Origin of the sequence: Paenibacillus sp. FSL R7-0128, assembly GCF_038002245.1 — a bacterium.
Classification (GTDB): domain Bacteria; phylum Bacillota; class Bacilli; order Paenibacillales; family Paenibacillaceae; genus Paenibacillus_AQ; species Paenibacillus_AQ silagei.
The window spans coordinates 2,080,268-2,093,306 of the sequence record NZ_JBBOCD010000001.1 but is presented as its reverse complement, the minus strand read 5'-3'; the positions used below and the strand labels follow the sequence as shown (position 1 = coordinate 2,093,306).

Here is a 13,039-nt window from a genome sequence, read left to right as displayed (position 1 = left end):
GCGCGTCATCCAGATAAGAACTGTGTGGTTCTATGCAACCAGATATGAAGCGCCTTTATTCCCGGAATAAGAGGTCCATGTAAGTGTATTACAGGTGTTTCTTGTCCTTAGAGTAAAATAATACCATATCAGAAGGTGATCGGCTATAGTTCTATTTACTTCTTTGTCGAGCCTTGTCAGGCCCCTTCCCGGGCCAGCTGTGAGACAAATGCCCCAATTCGCTCAACCGCTTCATTCAACTGGGACACCGAGGTGGCATAGGAGCAGCGCAGATAGCCTTCTCCGCCCAGACCGAAGACACTTCCCGGAACGGCGGCGACCTTATATTCAAGCAGCAGACGCTGGGCGAACTGGTCGGAGGTCAGGCCGGTGGCCTGGATACTAGGGAATGCATAGAAGGCACCCTGCGGCTCATGACACTCAAGTCCCGCCTCCCGCAACCCCTTGACAATCAATCGGCGGCGCTGGTTATAAGAGTCTGTCATGCGGTCCTTCTCTTCCATTCCGTTGGTAAGGGCCTCCAGCGCAGCCACCTGGCCCATCGAAGGCGCACACATGACGGTATACTGGTGAATCTTCAGCATGGCTGAGATCAGGTCCGGGTGACCGCAGGCATAGCCCATCCGCCAGCCGGTCATGGCGAAGGCCTTGGAGAACCCGCTGACCAGGATCGTCCGGTCAAGCATCCCCGGCAGCGAAGCGAAGCTGACATGGTTGCTTCCATACGTAAGCTCGGCATATATCTCATCCGAGATGACGATAAGATCATGCTTCTCTACCACCTTGGCAATCGGCTCCCAATCTTCACGGCTCATGATGGCACCCGTCGGATTGCTTGGATAGCAGAGAATCAGAATCTTCGAGCGCGGGGTAATCTTGGCCTCCAGATCCTCGGCAGTCAGCTTGAAGTTATTCTTCCCGAAGGTCTCAATGCCTACCGGAATACCGCCGCCGATAGCCGTAATCGGAGAATAAGAGATGTAACATGGCTCGGGTATCAGAATCTCGTCTCCTGGAGAGATCAGGGCACGCAGAGCCAAATCAATGGCCTCGCTGCCGCCGACTGTGGCGATAATCTGATTCGCCGGATCATACTTCACGGCGAAGCGGGTCTCCAGATACTCGGCAATCCCCTCGCGGAGCTCGGGCATTCCGGCATTGGAGGTGTAACCGGTGAAGCCTCGTTCGAGCGAATAGACGCAGGCCTCTCTCACATGCCAGGGCGTCTTGAAGTCCGGCTCGCCGACACCGAGCGAGATAATATCCTTGCTGCCTGCCGCCAGATCAAAAAACTTGCGGATGCCCGAAGGCTGAATCTGCTGGACCAGCGGGGCCAAATAAGAGTTCATCGACTTGCCTTTATCTCCTGTGTGCTGAGCGTTATTAATGATCATGACATTACATCCTTCACGGAGATATCATCAGACGGTTGTCTTCCTCATGCTCTTCAAAGATGATACCGTCCTGTTTGTATTTTTTGAGCGTAAAGTTCGTCTTGGTAGAGAGCACAGCATCAATCGGTGACAGCTTCTCAGACACAAAATTAGCGACCTCGCGCAGATTGCGTCCTTCCACTTCCACCAGCAGATCGTAAGCGCCGGACATCAGATAGACGGATTTAACCTGCGGATACAGATAGATCCGTTCGGCAATGCCCTCGAAGCCGCGGCCCCGTTCCGGCGTAATCTGCACCTCGATCAGCGCCGTCACCCGTTCATCATCGACTTTATCCCAATTGACTACCGTCGCGTATTTCACAATGACATGATCCTGCTCCATTTCAGCGATCACGGTCTTCACATCTTCTTCCTCCGCACCAAGCAGGGTCGCCATTAATGCCGTTGAGCTTCGCGCGTCCTCCTTGAGCAGTTCCAGCACTTTCCTCTTCAATTCATTCATTCTCAGGGCCTCCTGCAAAAAAGAGTTTAGTATTAATATGACATGAAAAGTGCCGTTCTGCAAACAAAATAACCCCGCCGAGGCGGGGCTATTTGACTTCATTCCCTTTATATTTTCTCCTGCATGGCCGGGTAAGCGCTCTAATGCTTCACAGGGCCATCGCCAGGGTTACATATAATAGGAACCGTTATGATGCTGCTGGACGTTCGGCTGGTGCTGCGAAACATTCGAATGCTGGTTATACGCTCCTGCCCCGCCTGTTTTCTCACGCACGAACTGCTGCAGCTTCTGCTGGGTCTGCTGGGCACTCTGAATCTGCTTGTCCACATCCTGGCGCAGCGCTTTGCCCGGAGGGGTGTACATGTTCATTTGCGACATCTGCATGTACAATTCCCCCTGAATTCTGAGGGTATCCATAGTCAGATCATTGAATACCCGTCTGACGGCGGGACAATTCGATTCTGTAGCTGCTGTGGTGTACTCGCGGACAGTCCGCTTCAGATCAGCCAAAATTGTGTTCAGTAAATCTTCATCCGCCATAAACGGTGTTCCATTCTGTGCGTACACAGTAAAACCTCCTTCAAAGTTTGTGGGTTCTGTTATTGCGGCTGTGATGGTGCGTACTGCTGATGCTGATGGAGCAGCTGGACCAGCATATCCATGTGATGGGTATGACTCTGAATCTGCTGGATGCAGATCCCCTGCACGGCAGAGTTCTGAGTGGTTCCGGCTGTAGCCGCGAGCTGCTTAATCAGCAAATCCTCATTGGAAATGGAATCGGCAATGTATTCCAATTCTTTTCCGCTAAGTGCCTGCATTTGGTTAGATTGCATGTTCGGTAGTCCCTCCTTCTGGTTGTTCAAGCGTTCCTTAGTATGCTTCAGGAGAAGGCTGTTTATGTGCCAGAAGGTACATTAAGCAAGCTCACATATGATGAATAATCCTTAAGGTCTTGACGCATGAGACTCTTCAATAGTGCAAATAATAATACTCTGAATGACATAAAGGAGCGAACAGATCTATGAAACTCGTCAGCGGGCAACTGCCCTGGGAACACACACTGCCTGAGCCTCCGGTATATCCGGTGCTTGAGGAAGATATAACCTGCGACTGTCTCATTGTAGGCGGCGGGATGGGCGGAGCGATGATGTCTTACCGCATGTCCCTCAGTGGAGCAGATACCGTTCTTATCGATAAAAGAACGATCGGTACCGGAAGCTCCCACGCCAATACGGGACTGCTGCAGATCGCCAATGACAAGTCGCTGACAGCTTGCATGAATACTTTTGGGGAAGAGAATGGCGTGCTGTTCTACAGACTCTGCCAGCAGGCCATGCGTGCGATTCTTGACCTGCCCGGCAAGCTGGACATCGATCCGCAGATCATCGAACGCACCAGTCTGCTCTATGCCAGCGTCCCGGAAGATGTGGATATGCTGAAGCTGGAGAATGAGAATCTGATCAAGCACGGCTTCGACTCGGAGTTCTGGGAGGCGGAGAAGATCCGCGCCCATTACGCCTTCTCCAAACAAGGTGCGCTGTATTCCAAAGGAGATGCGGAAACCAATCCGCTGCGGACGGTACACAGCCTGATTCATAAAGCGCACTCCGGCGGGGTAAGGGTCTATGAGCATACCGAAGCCCTTCATTATGAGTACAATCCAGACGGCGTAATCTGTCATACCGGACAGGGGCGGATTGTTGCAAAGAAAGTCGTCTTTGCTATGGGGTACGAGACCCAGGAGATGAAGAAGGACCGGGGAGCAGAGCTGATCAACACCTATGCTATTATGACCGAGCCTCTGCCACATCTTCCAAAATGGCATGAGCAGAGCCTGCTCTGGGAAACGGCCCGGCCTTATCTGTATTTCCGGACTACCCCGGAAGGCCGGATTATCGCCGGCGGCAAGGATGAGCAGCTTACCAGCGTGGAGCGGCGTGAGGTAAGGGTCCTCTCCCAGTGTGAGCGTCTGGTCGAGGAGCTTACGGCCCTGTTCCCGGAACTTCAAGGAATCAAGGCCGAATATTCCTGGGGAGCGGTCTTCGGCTCCACCCGTGACGGATTGCCTTATATGGGGCCGCACCCGGAATTCCCGCATTGCTACTTCATTGAAGGCTATGGCGGAAACGGCACGGTCTACAGCATGATTGCCGCCGAGCTGCTTGCCGATACGCTGGCCGGCAAAAGCCGTCCGGAGCTGGAGCTGTTCTCGCTGACCCGGTCGGCCAAGCCTGCGCCCTCCCCGGCGATACAACCTTAGAGCTGCAACACAGAAAGGGATGCCCGCATAGCCTGATGGCTGCGGAGCATCCCTTTTACATGAGAACAATATAGGATAATAGCTTATTGCGCTTTTACAAATTCAGCCGACTTAATCCCTGCCTGACGTCCGAAGATAATAATCTCGGCTACCGAGTTACCGCCGATACGGTTCTCGCCGTGCAGCCCGCCGACCACTTCTCCTGCCGCGAACAGGCCCGTAATCGCCTTGCCGTCTTTGTTCAAGACCTCAGTGTTGGTGTTGATCACCACTCCGCCCATCGTATAGTGAATTCCAGGGCCGATCTGAATCGCATAATACGGAGCACCGGACAGATCATTATCCATACCGGTTGTTCTGCCGAACTCGGCATCCGACTTACTTTTCACCGCACTGTTCCATGTTTCCACGGTGGTCTTAAGTGCAGCGGCTGGAACCTTCATCTGATCCGCCAGTGCCTCGATGGTATCTGCGGTCTTGACTACACCCATCTTGATGTATTGATCTACCGCCTTGACACGGGATTTCACTCCGGCGTCGAACACGAGATAAGCGGATTTCTCAGGAAGTGTATTAATTGAAGCCGTCACCTTGTCACGGGTATCCATCTCATTGCCGAAGCGCTTGCCCTCAGCAGATACAAGAATAGCCCCTTCTCCCCGGACCGCTTCACCGATCAGGTAGGATTTCTCCTGCTGTACAGTCGGGTGAACCTGAATCTGATCCAGGTCTACGGTAGTTCCGCCGACCTTCTCAATCATGGCAATGCCGTCGCCGGTGCTGCCAATCTGGTTGGTCGTTACCAGTCCTTGCAGATCCGGGCGAACCTTGGCAATCAGTTCCTTGTTGGCACCGAAGCCCCCGGTGGTTACGATAACTGCTGCTGCGCTGATCGTTTTGTCATCGGCCTGGTTGAACAGCACCTTCACGCCGTTCACCTTACCATCCTGTACCGTAAGCTCCTTCACATCCGCATTGACGAACAGCGGAATTCCCTGCTCCTGAACATTGCGGACAAGTCCTGCTACAAGATATTGTCCCACGGCCGAGCCGTCCTCCGGACGATGGGTACGCTTCTCCTTCATACCGCCGGTAATTGTAATATTGTTCAGGCGGATTCCGATGGAATCGAGCCAGTCAATGGCACCTGCGGATTGATCCACAAAGAAGTGCAGCAGCTCCTTATTGTTCGTATCATGTCCGCCCTTAAGGGTCTCTTCATAGAACAGTTCGTTGCTGTCTTCGATGCCCTGCTCCTTCTGGAACTTGGTCTGCGAGGCATTCATCCCTGAGGAGGATTTGGTCGTATTGCCGCCGGCAACCGGCATTTTCTCTAAGATAACCGGGTTCATGCCGGCTGCTTTGGCTTCCAGCGCAGCAGACATTCCAGCACCGCCCGCGCCGACGATGACGATATCATATTTATCCTTTAACTGATCGTACGGAGTATAGCTCGCTTCGGATGCTCCCGACACGGCCTCCGGCTTCTCAGTAGGTGCAGTGGTTGCTGCCGGCTCTGTAGCCGCGCTGCCTGCCTCCTTGCTCTCATTCTTGCTGCTGCCCGCATTGTTGTTTCCGCAGCCTGCAATGACCAGCATCACGGAGAGAATGAGGATAAGCGCCGCTGTTAATCTCTTATTCATGTGAGTTGTGCCCCCTTGTGCATATTTTCACAATTATCATAGCGCCAAAGAAGCGGTTTGTGGAACCTTCCGTAAATTATTAAAGAGTTTTGTAACTAAAGTAAGCGGGTATGCGGACCTTAAATGTTCACACACCCTCCTCCTCCTTCACCTCATAAGGCACATCCACGATAAAATGTGCTCCCGGCCCGCAGCCGGCGGCAAGCTCAAGATGACCCTTGAGTTTGTCTACACTTTTCTTCACCAGATATAGGCCGATTCCCCGCTGTTCACCCTTGGAGGAGTAGCCCTGAACGAAGATCTTCTCCCCCAGGCCCGCCGGAATTCCCGGACCGTTGTCGCTAACCTCGCATAGCAGACGCCCTTCTTCATATTGAAAAGCAAGCTCCACCCGCTTCACGGGTTGCTCACAGAGCTCCCCCAGCGCCTCCAGAGCATTATCCAGCAGATTGCCGGCAATCGTAATCAGCTCATGAATCACCTGCGGATCAGCCGGCTCCGGCAGATAGCTGTCTCCGGTCAGCAGCAGCTCCATCCCCGCTTCGCGTGCCCGGCTCAGCTTCCCCAGCAGAAATCCGGCCAGCACCGGGTCCTTGATCTGTCTTGTGATCGACCCGATCTCCTTCTGGTAATTGCTTACCGTTCCCAGAATATATTGCTGCAGCTCATCATACAGACCCATATGCGTCATGCCCATAATGACATGCAGCTTGTTCATGAACTCATGGGCACCGGAGCGCAGCGCTTCTGCATAGACCGAGACTCCCGACAGCTTCTCCGCCAGCACAGCCAATTCGGTTTCATCCCGGAAGGTAGCAATCGCGCCAACGATGTTCCCGTTCACCCGGACTGGCAGGCTGTTCACCAAAAGAGAGCTGTCTCCCAGCTCCAGCTCCCGGTCCTGTATCCCCTCTCCCTCAGCCAATACCTGCTCAAGACCCAGCTCCGGCCAATACTCGGCAATCTGCCGGTTCATGGCGCTCCCGCCAATCCCCGCTGCCCGCAGAAGCCGCTGTGCTTCCATATTAAGGATGGTAATCCGCGCCTCCTGATCTACGGCAATAATTCCCTCACGTGTGGATTCCAGCATCGCACTGCGTTCCTGGAGCAGCTTGGAGATGTCCTCCGGCTCCATCCCGAACACCATCCGCTTGATCCGGGCCGCCAGAATGAATGCTCCTCCCGCTCCAAGCAAGGCTCCCGAGACCAGAATCGCAATAATCGTCCACTCATTCATCAGGACCAGCCGCTCGACCCGCTCCAGGGACAGACCGGCAATGACCACACCCACCTGATGCCCCCGGTTGTTATAGACTGGCACGAAGCCGCGCAGGGATCTGCCGAGCGGACCAGCCCCTTCGGAGATGCTCTCCCCTCCGCGCAGCGATATCTCCTGGCCGCCTCCCGCAAAGGGCAGACCGACCAGCGAAGCATCCGGATGAGAATAGCGGATTCCCTTCATATCTGTCACGACCACGAACATAATATCATTGCGGCGGGCGATCCTTGAGGTGTAGTCCTGAATCTCCTTGCTGTTGCCCTCACTGAGTCCCTCAGAGACCAGCGGAATCAGGGCGATGGTACGGGCAATCGTAATCGCCTTATCCTCCAGTGCCTGCCGGGTCTGCGGAATAATCTGATTCCGGAAAATAAAATATAAAATCAGCAGTACCAGCAGGACAACGGCAGACACCATGACGGCAATCATTGTGCGCAGACTGTAGCTTTTTTTCCTGGCCACTGGTGCGAAGACCTCCCTTCATATCCCATATTCCTATACCATTCGAACTATATTATTTGAACTAGAATTTGTAAAGCTACTCCAGAGTGATTGTTTCTGGGGATGGAACTATGCAGCAAGCCCAGCCGTTCTGCCGGAGACAGGAGGGCTGGGCTTGCTGGAATGAACTTTTCACAACTCTTGTATAGACAAATAGATGATAGCTTACTGCTTCTTGGCCTGTTCCAGCGCCTGGGTCACCGCTTCAATAATTCCGCCGCTGGAGCCGGAAGCCCCGGAGAGGGCGTCTACGCCTTCTGTGGTTTGCTTTTCAATAATTTCAGGAATCGTATTCTCTACAGCCGCATCGATCATCGCCTGCGTCTCCTTATGCTCCTGTACGGTAATGGCGTCGATCTTCTCATCTTTGATCTCTACCGCCACTTTAATATCACTCTTAACCCCTTTGCCTGTTCCATCATATGTCCCGTCCACATACTTGCCGGAAGATGATGAGCATCCAGCTGTTAGTACTGTTGCAGCCGCGAGGGCAGAGAACAGCAAGGTTTTTGTCCACTTGTGCATGAATAACTCCTCCTTCTGAAAGTTCCTATTTCTTAAGTGCCTTCACAGCTTCATCCGCTGCGATCCGCCCGAAGGTAGTGATGTCTGCCAGTGCATTACCGCCCAGACGGTTCGCGCCGTGTACTCCGCCGGTTACTTCGCCCGCAGCATACAGCCCGGCAATGACCTGATCCTTGGTATCCAGCACCTGAGCCTGGGTGTTAATTGCTACTCCGCCCATGGTATGGTGGATTCCCGGTGTTACCTGAATTGCATAATATTTACCCTTTTCAAAAGACAGCTCAAGATCCGGCCGTTCAAACTCTGTATCCTTGCCGGAAGCAACGAAGCCATTATACGTTTTCAGTGTATCCGCAAGCGCTTTGCCATCTACACCAATCTGTGCCGCCAATTCTTCAGGTGTTGCCGCTTCTTTGACCAAATCCATTCCAAAGTAAACCTCAGTTGCCTTCAGGTTCGCACGCAGCTCATCATTGAAGATCAGGTAAGCTACTTTACCGGACTGGGCCAAAATATTCTGGGACACGACATCGCGGGTCAGCAGTTCATTCGTGAATCGCTTGCCTTCGCTATTGACCAGAATCGCACCGTCTCCGCGTACCCCTTCCGTGATCAGCACGCCTTGATTCGGAATGGTGGTCGGATGAATCTGGATTTCTTTCATATCTACCAGCTTGGCACCGATCTTCTCTGCCATCGTTGTACCATCGCCGGTTGCGCCCGGGTGGTTAGTGGTAGAGAACCCTTCCAGCTTCGGCTGGTACCCCTTGATCATGTCCATGTTAGCTCCAAAACCGCCAGCCGCCAGGATAACGGAATTCGCACTAATCGTGTACTGCTTGCCATCCTTATCCGTCACCTTCACTCCAGTAACCACGCCGTCCTTGTTCTTGACGATCTCATCGGCAGTCGTCCGCAGGCGCATATCAATCTTGTACTCCTCCAGCTTCTTCTTCAGCGCGACTACGATGAAATTCCCTGCCGCTTCCCCGCCTGCCGGACGGTGAATCCGGTTCACGCTTGCCCCGCCTGCGCGTCCCACTTCAGACAGCTCGGCTCCATTCTCCTTCAGCCACTCCACCGAAACCGCCGCACCGTTCGTAAGTGTTCTGACCAGATCCGGGTTATTAAGGTTCTTGCCGCCCTTCATGGTATCCTCGAAATGCAGCTCCGGACTGTCTGTAATGCCAGCCGCTGCCTGATAAGGTGTTCCTGCCGCATTCAATCCGCCTTCCGCACGGACGGTGTTGCCTCCAAGCATAGGCATTTTTTCGATCAATATCACTTTGGCTCCCTGATTATGCGCTTCAATGGCAGCAGTCATTCCCGCGCCGCCGCCGCCGATAATAACAATGTCCGTAGACTCCCCTTTGGTGCTGTTACATGCAGGCAATACCACCAGACTTGCCAGCAGCAACCCCTTGCCCAGCAGACTTCCCCATCTCTTTCTGTTCATTCAGTTCTCCTCCAATTGTTATTGTGCATATTTTCACAATCATCATAACCTGAAGGAGCCCTGACAAGAATATTTAGTAATTAAAGAAATGATAAAGTAAATAAAGGTAGTGAATTTGCTTGAATGTGTTTATAGATTTATAATTAGAGCTTATACAACCGTATCACTAGGAGGAACAGAAACTATGGAAAAAAGCGAAAAATATTGGCTGGCCGGTGCTGTTCTGGCAGCAGCCGGTGTCTCCCTGATGAGCTACACCGCGAGCCGCTATACTTCATTCAAAAGAGTAGTTACCCGAACCATCCATCTGGAAGATATCGCCGCTCTGGAAATTACCCGCCTATCTTCTGTTCCCGGTGAACAGAAGGATATTGTGCTTACTGAGCCGGAAGCGATTAAGCGGATCTACGATGATTTCTCCAGCGTCCGCCTGATGAAATCCGCCCGCAATGTGAGCACAGACAACAAGTACAGCTATTACATTACCATCGTCCAGGCCGACCGGAAGCAGCGGTTCGACATTATTTTGAAGGGCAAGCATCACATGATTATCTATGACAATGACATGAACAACCCGCACCTGGTAGCCTATAAAATCATTAACGAGTTCAGTCCGCTGGCTCTGCAGCAGGCCTTCGATTGATTCTGCGCACGCTTATGTATGGCATAGCTTAATAACCTTCACAGCTAATGTGACGGCTATATGGAGTCATGGAACGCCTGGGGCAGCCTCGGGACACCTTGACTCCGTTTTATTTTAAGAGAACGCTCATAGATATTTACGGATAAGCTCATGCCCTTCAGGTCTCACCTTATACATATACACCGGCCTGCCTACCGCCCCGTAGCTAAGCTCCATTTCCAGAATACCTGCCTCCGTTAGAAAAGCCAGATATTTGCGGACCGAGATCCGCGAGATGGGCGCATGACTGCTGATATCCTCCGTGGAGAACACCGGGCTCTCCAGCCGGTTAATTGTGCTCCAGATGCTCTCCAGTGTGCCTTCGGCAAGCCCTTTGGGCAGCGGCAGGGCAGCGTACTTCTCCTCTTCCGTCCCGAGCGAATGCCGCAGCAGCTTATCCAGCTGCTCCTGGCTTAGGTGCTCCTTGTGCATTAGCTGATAATCTTCACGATACGCTGACAAGGCCGCCTGAAACCGGGCAAACTCAAACGGCTTGATCAAATAATCCACGGCCCCGTTCTGCAGCGCCTTGCGGATGCTGGCATTGTCACTGGCGGCAGAGATCACAATGATATCCACCTTGCTCCCCTGCTCCCGCAGAGCAGAGAGCAGCTGCAGCCCGCTGACACGCGGCATATAAATATCCAGCAGCACCAGATCTACCTGCTGCTCCTCCAGCATAGTTCTCGCTTCATCCCCTGTCGCCGCCCAGCCCGCATACTCAAAACCCGGAACCTGCTCCAGATAATGCCGGTTAAACTTCGCCACCATCGGGTCATCTTCAACGATTAGTACTTTAATGTTCATGGGGTCTCCTTGTCTTTTGTGAAACTATAACTACATATAACTACAACTAATATAACATTGCGGCGGAGAATTTTGGAGGGAGGTGTGCTGAGACATAGAATCAAAACTAACAAAAAGACACCAATTCGAGAAATTAACCGAACGGTGCCGAAAAAATTAAAATCCCAGAGATTCACCAACGAGGATAACCTTTATTCTCCCCGCTGTTTTACACATTCTTGTTTCGACGATGTAAGAACAGATACAATCCTCTGATTTACAATCTGCACAAGCACCATTGATTAGGCAGGGCGTTTTTTGCGGTGAATGTAAAAATGGGCTGGACGAACTCGAAAGACGGTTTGCGTTAATGGGAGCGGCATAGGTTCTGGCTCTTATCACTGCATCTTCAGCGGTCTTGCACACCTTATTCATCCCCACGACAGCAACCACACTTCTCGGTCCAAAAGTAACCGCTGCCGCCCGATTGCCCACACTGTCGATATTGACCAGTATCCCATCTTCACTAACCGCGTTGAAGCTGGTTAAATAGGTGTCGCACAAAAGAGATTGGCGCATGAGGTCATAACGTTCCTCCATCGTCTGCGCTGTATCACGATCAATGACTGCATAGTTGCCTTGGCGTACCCGGTCAAGAAGCCCGATGTCCTCAAGCGTGACTGAACCGCCCCAAGATACCGAAGACTGTTCCGGAATTAAGGATAGCGCCTTTTCCGCAGCTTCTATGGCGTTGTCACAGTAATAGGCCTCAAATTTTCTGCTTTGCAGATTTTTCATAACCTTGGAGGCTAACAGCCGGTTTCTCGCTTTGATTGAATCTTCTTTCGTTTGCATTGCTCTTCCTCCGTTCTGACGTTAGACAAGGTGGCTAAACTTCGTGTGTATGTATGATTAATATAGTATAGTAAAAAGAAAAAGGATGTTGCACATGCAACGCGAAGCCGCTCAGAATAACTTAAAATCCCTCTGCCAATCACGTTTATTTACAGGGATTGCTCCAGATGATATTCCCCAAATGCTTGAATGTCTGTCAGCCACACGCAAAGAATATGCAAAAGATGAGATGGTTGTCCGTGAGGGCGATTACGTTGATGATGTCGGCATCATATTGCAGGGCCTCGCTCAAAGTACGAAATTGAACGTCAAAGGAAAACAAATTATTGTATCCCTCCATTACCCGGGTGGATATACCGCTGTTCTCACAGCTGCCAGCCGTGGAAGAAGATGCCCGATGTCAGTACAGGCCATAGAACCGCTTGAGGTTCTCTTTATTCCTATCCAAAGCATATTGAGCCGTTGCACGAAGCTATGTATGGGTCACGAACAATTACTTGGCAATCTTTTTGATAGTATTGCCGAACGTGCGTTAGAATTGCATGACCGGAATGATTGTCTAATTATGCCGACTATTCGGGATAAGGTTCTAACTTATTTAACAAGAGTGATGCGTGATGCTGGAACAGAAACTTTTACGATTCCCTTTGATCGAGAAGCGATGGCCGAGTATCTGGATGTAGACCGCAGCGCCTTGTCCAGAGAGCTGGCATGGATGAAGCGGGACGGCTTGATTGAGTTTTATAGAAATGAGTTTAGGCTGCTGGAAGAAGCAGTGGAAAAGGATGTTCAGTAATAGCAAGCAGGGCTGGTGTGGTCTTTGCTTATGTGACGGCAGTTACTATGGGGGAGTTCACCGATTTTCCAGTTTTGATTGGATGATATTGGGGGGTGGTTTTCTATTGAAAAAAACTTTGTTTCGCACGCCCTTAATTTTCGAACTTTGGACGGTTATTTATATTACAAATGTTGCGCAGAAGGGTATATTTAGTTAACCATATATCTTTATATTCTATATAGATTAGTAAATTTCGCCAATCAAAACAATCTTGAAAGACTCTAGGCCTCCCAAGGTTGTTGGTTAAATCTAAAAATCGAATGGGTCCGCTATTGTAAACTCATCTTCATGCCATAATTTTTTTGACTAAGTGTC

General features: G+C 51.6%; 13 protein-coding genes. 3 read left to right on the top strand and 10 right to left on the bottom strand.

Annotated elements, in window-relative coordinates; genetic code table 11:
* Window positions 1–176: 176 nt before the first annotated feature.
* The 4 genes from NST26_RS08500 to NST26_RS08485 form a co-directional block, all read right to left on the bottom strand.
* The gene (locus NST26_RS08500) at window positions 177–1,394 is read right to left on the bottom strand and encodes an aminotransferase class I/II-fold pyridoxal phosphate-dependent enzyme (RefSeq protein ID WP_036696744.1); all 1,218 of its coding nucleotides are present in this window, start codon (window positions 1,392–1,394) and stop codon (window positions 177–179) included.
* A gap of 13 nt (window positions 1,395–1,407) precedes the next feature.
* A complete protein-coding gene (locus NST26_RS08495) occupies window positions 1,408–1,899 on the bottom strand; it encodes an Lrp/AsnC family transcriptional regulator (protein WP_036696743.1) in 492 nt (163 codons plus the stop codon).
* A 168-nt stretch (window positions 1,900–2,067) separates the two neighbouring features.
* The gene (locus NST26_RS08490; RefSeq protein WP_209878353.1) at window positions 2,068–2,466 is read right to left on the bottom strand and encodes a spore coat protein; all 399 of its coding nucleotides are present in this window, start codon (window positions 2,464–2,466) and stop codon (window positions 2,068–2,070) included.
* A 32-nt stretch (window positions 2,467–2,498) separates the two neighbouring features.
* Window positions 2,499–2,732: a hypothetical protein gene (locus NST26_RS08485; protein ID WP_036696741.1), complete on the bottom strand. Its 234-nt coding sequence runs from the start codon at window positions 2,730–2,732 to the stop codon at window positions 2,499–2,501.
* 188 nt (window positions 2,733–2,920) lie between these two features.
* Here NST26_RS08485 and NST26_RS08480 point away from each other — a divergent pair, with 188 nt between their 5' ends.
* On the top strand, window positions 2,921–4,159 hold the full coding sequence (locus tag NST26_RS08480) for an NAD(P)/FAD-dependent oxidoreductase (RefSeq protein WP_340979021.1): 1,239 nt from the start codon (window positions 2,921–2,923) through the stop codon (window positions 4,157–4,159).
* An 83-nt stretch (window positions 4,160–4,242) separates the two neighbouring features.
* Here NST26_RS08480 and NST26_RS08475 read toward each other — a convergent pair whose 3' ends face one another.
* The 4 genes from NST26_RS08475 to NST26_RS08460 all read right to left on the bottom strand — a co-directional run bounded on the left by NST26_RS08475 (window position 4,243) and on the right by NST26_RS08460 (window position 9,563).
* Window positions 4,243–5,802: a flavocytochrome c gene (locus tag NST26_RS08475; protein WP_340979020.1), complete on the bottom strand. Its 1,560-nt coding sequence runs from the start codon at window positions 5,800–5,802 to the stop codon at window positions 4,243–4,245.
* A 127-nt stretch (window positions 5,803–5,929) separates the two neighbouring features.
* Window positions 5,930–7,543: a DcuS/MalK family sensor histidine kinase gene (gene dcuS, locus NST26_RS08470; protein ID WP_340979019.1), complete on the bottom strand. Its 1,614-nt coding sequence runs from the start codon at window positions 7,541–7,543 to the stop codon at window positions 5,930–5,932.
* A gap of 204 nt (window positions 7,544–7,747) precedes the next feature.
* Window positions 7,748–8,107 carry an FMN-binding protein gene (locus NST26_RS08465; protein ID WP_036722498.1) on the bottom strand — a complete coding sequence of 120 codons (360 nt, stop codon included), beginning with the start codon at window positions 8,105–8,107 and terminating at the stop codon, window positions 7,748–7,750.
* Between the two features lie 25 nt (window positions 8,108–8,132).
* Entirely contained in the window at window positions 8,133–9,563 is a 1,431-nt protein-coding gene (locus tag NST26_RS08460) for a flavocytochrome c (RefSeq protein WP_340979018.1), read from the bottom strand.
* 184 nt (window positions 9,564–9,747) lie between these two features.
* Between NST26_RS08460 and NST26_RS08455 the strand changes: the two genes are divergently transcribed.
* Complete coding sequence (locus NST26_RS08455; RefSeq protein ID WP_339254937.1) at window positions 9,748–10,206, top strand: hypothetical protein; 459 nt, start codon at window positions 9,748–9,750, stop codon at window positions 10,204–10,206.
* A gap of 126 nt (window positions 10,207–10,332) precedes the next feature.
* Here NST26_RS08455 and NST26_RS08450 read toward each other — a convergent pair whose 3' ends face one another.
* Window positions 10,333–11,052 carry a response regulator gene (locus NST26_RS08450; RefSeq protein WP_340979017.1) on the bottom strand — a complete coding sequence of 240 codons (720 nt, stop codon included), beginning with the start codon at window positions 11,050–11,052 and terminating at the stop codon, window positions 10,333–10,335.
* Between the two features lie 156 nt (window positions 11,053–11,208).
* Window positions 11,209–11,886: a lactate utilization protein gene (locus NST26_RS08445; RefSeq protein WP_340954885.1), complete on the bottom strand. Its 678-nt coding sequence runs from the start codon at window positions 11,884–11,886 to the stop codon at window positions 11,209–11,211.
* A gap of 94 nt (window positions 11,887–11,980) precedes the next feature.
* On the opposite strand from NST26_RS08445, the gene NST26_RS08440 reads away from it, so the two are divergent.
* Entirely contained in the window at window positions 11,981–12,682 is a 702-nt protein-coding gene (locus NST26_RS08440; protein WP_340954887.1) for a Crp/Fnr family transcriptional regulator, read from the top strand.
* Window positions 12,683–13,039: the final 357 nt, after the last annotated feature.

What these genes read in the sequence shown, in the direction of transcription:
- NST26_RS08500 (WP_036696744.1), bottom strand. Translation starts at nt 1,394, where the DNA reads ATGATCATTAATAACGCTCAGCACACAGGAGATAAAGGCAAGTCGATG.
- NST26_RS08495 (WP_036696743.1), bottom strand. Translation starts at nt 1,899, where the DNA reads ATGAATGAATTGAAGAGGAAAGTGCTGGAACTGCTCAAGGAGGACGCG.
- NST26_RS08485 (WP_036696741.1), bottom strand. Translation starts at nt 2,732, where the DNA reads ATGCAATCTAACCAAATGCAGGCACTTAGCGGAAAAGAATTGGAATAC.
- NST26_RS08480 (WP_340979021.1), top strand. Translation starts at nt 2,921, where the DNA reads ATGAAACTCGTCAGCGGGCAACTGCCCTGGGAACACACACTGCCTGAG.
- NST26_RS08475 (WP_340979020.1), bottom strand. Translation starts at nt 5,802, where the DNA reads ATGAATAAGAGATTAACAGCGGCGCTTATCCTCATTCTCTCCGTGATG.
- NST26_RS08465 (WP_036722498.1), bottom strand. Translation starts at nt 8,107, where the DNA reads ATGCACAAGTGGACAAAAACCTTGCTGTTCTCTGCCCTCGCGGCTGCA.
- NST26_RS08460 (WP_340979018.1), bottom strand. Translation starts at nt 9,563, where the DNA reads ATGAACAGAAAGAGATGGGGAAGTCTGCTGGGCAAGGGGTTGCTGCTG.
- NST26_RS08455 (WP_339254937.1), top strand. Translation starts at nt 9,748, where the DNA reads ATGGAAAAAAGCGAAAAATATTGGCTGGCCGGTGCTGTTCTGGCAGCA.
- NST26_RS08450 (WP_340979017.1), bottom strand. Translation starts at nt 11,052, where the DNA reads ATGAACATTAAAGTACTAATCGTTGAAGATGACCCGATGGTGGCGAAG.
- NST26_RS08445 (WP_340954885.1), bottom strand. Translation starts at nt 11,886, where the DNA reads ATGCAAACGAAAGAAGATTCAATCAAAGCGAGAAACCGGCTGTTAGCC.
- NST26_RS08440 (WP_340954887.1), top strand. Translation starts at nt 11,981, where the DNA reads ATGCAACGCGAAGCCGCTCAGAATAACTTAAAATCCCTCTGCCAATCA.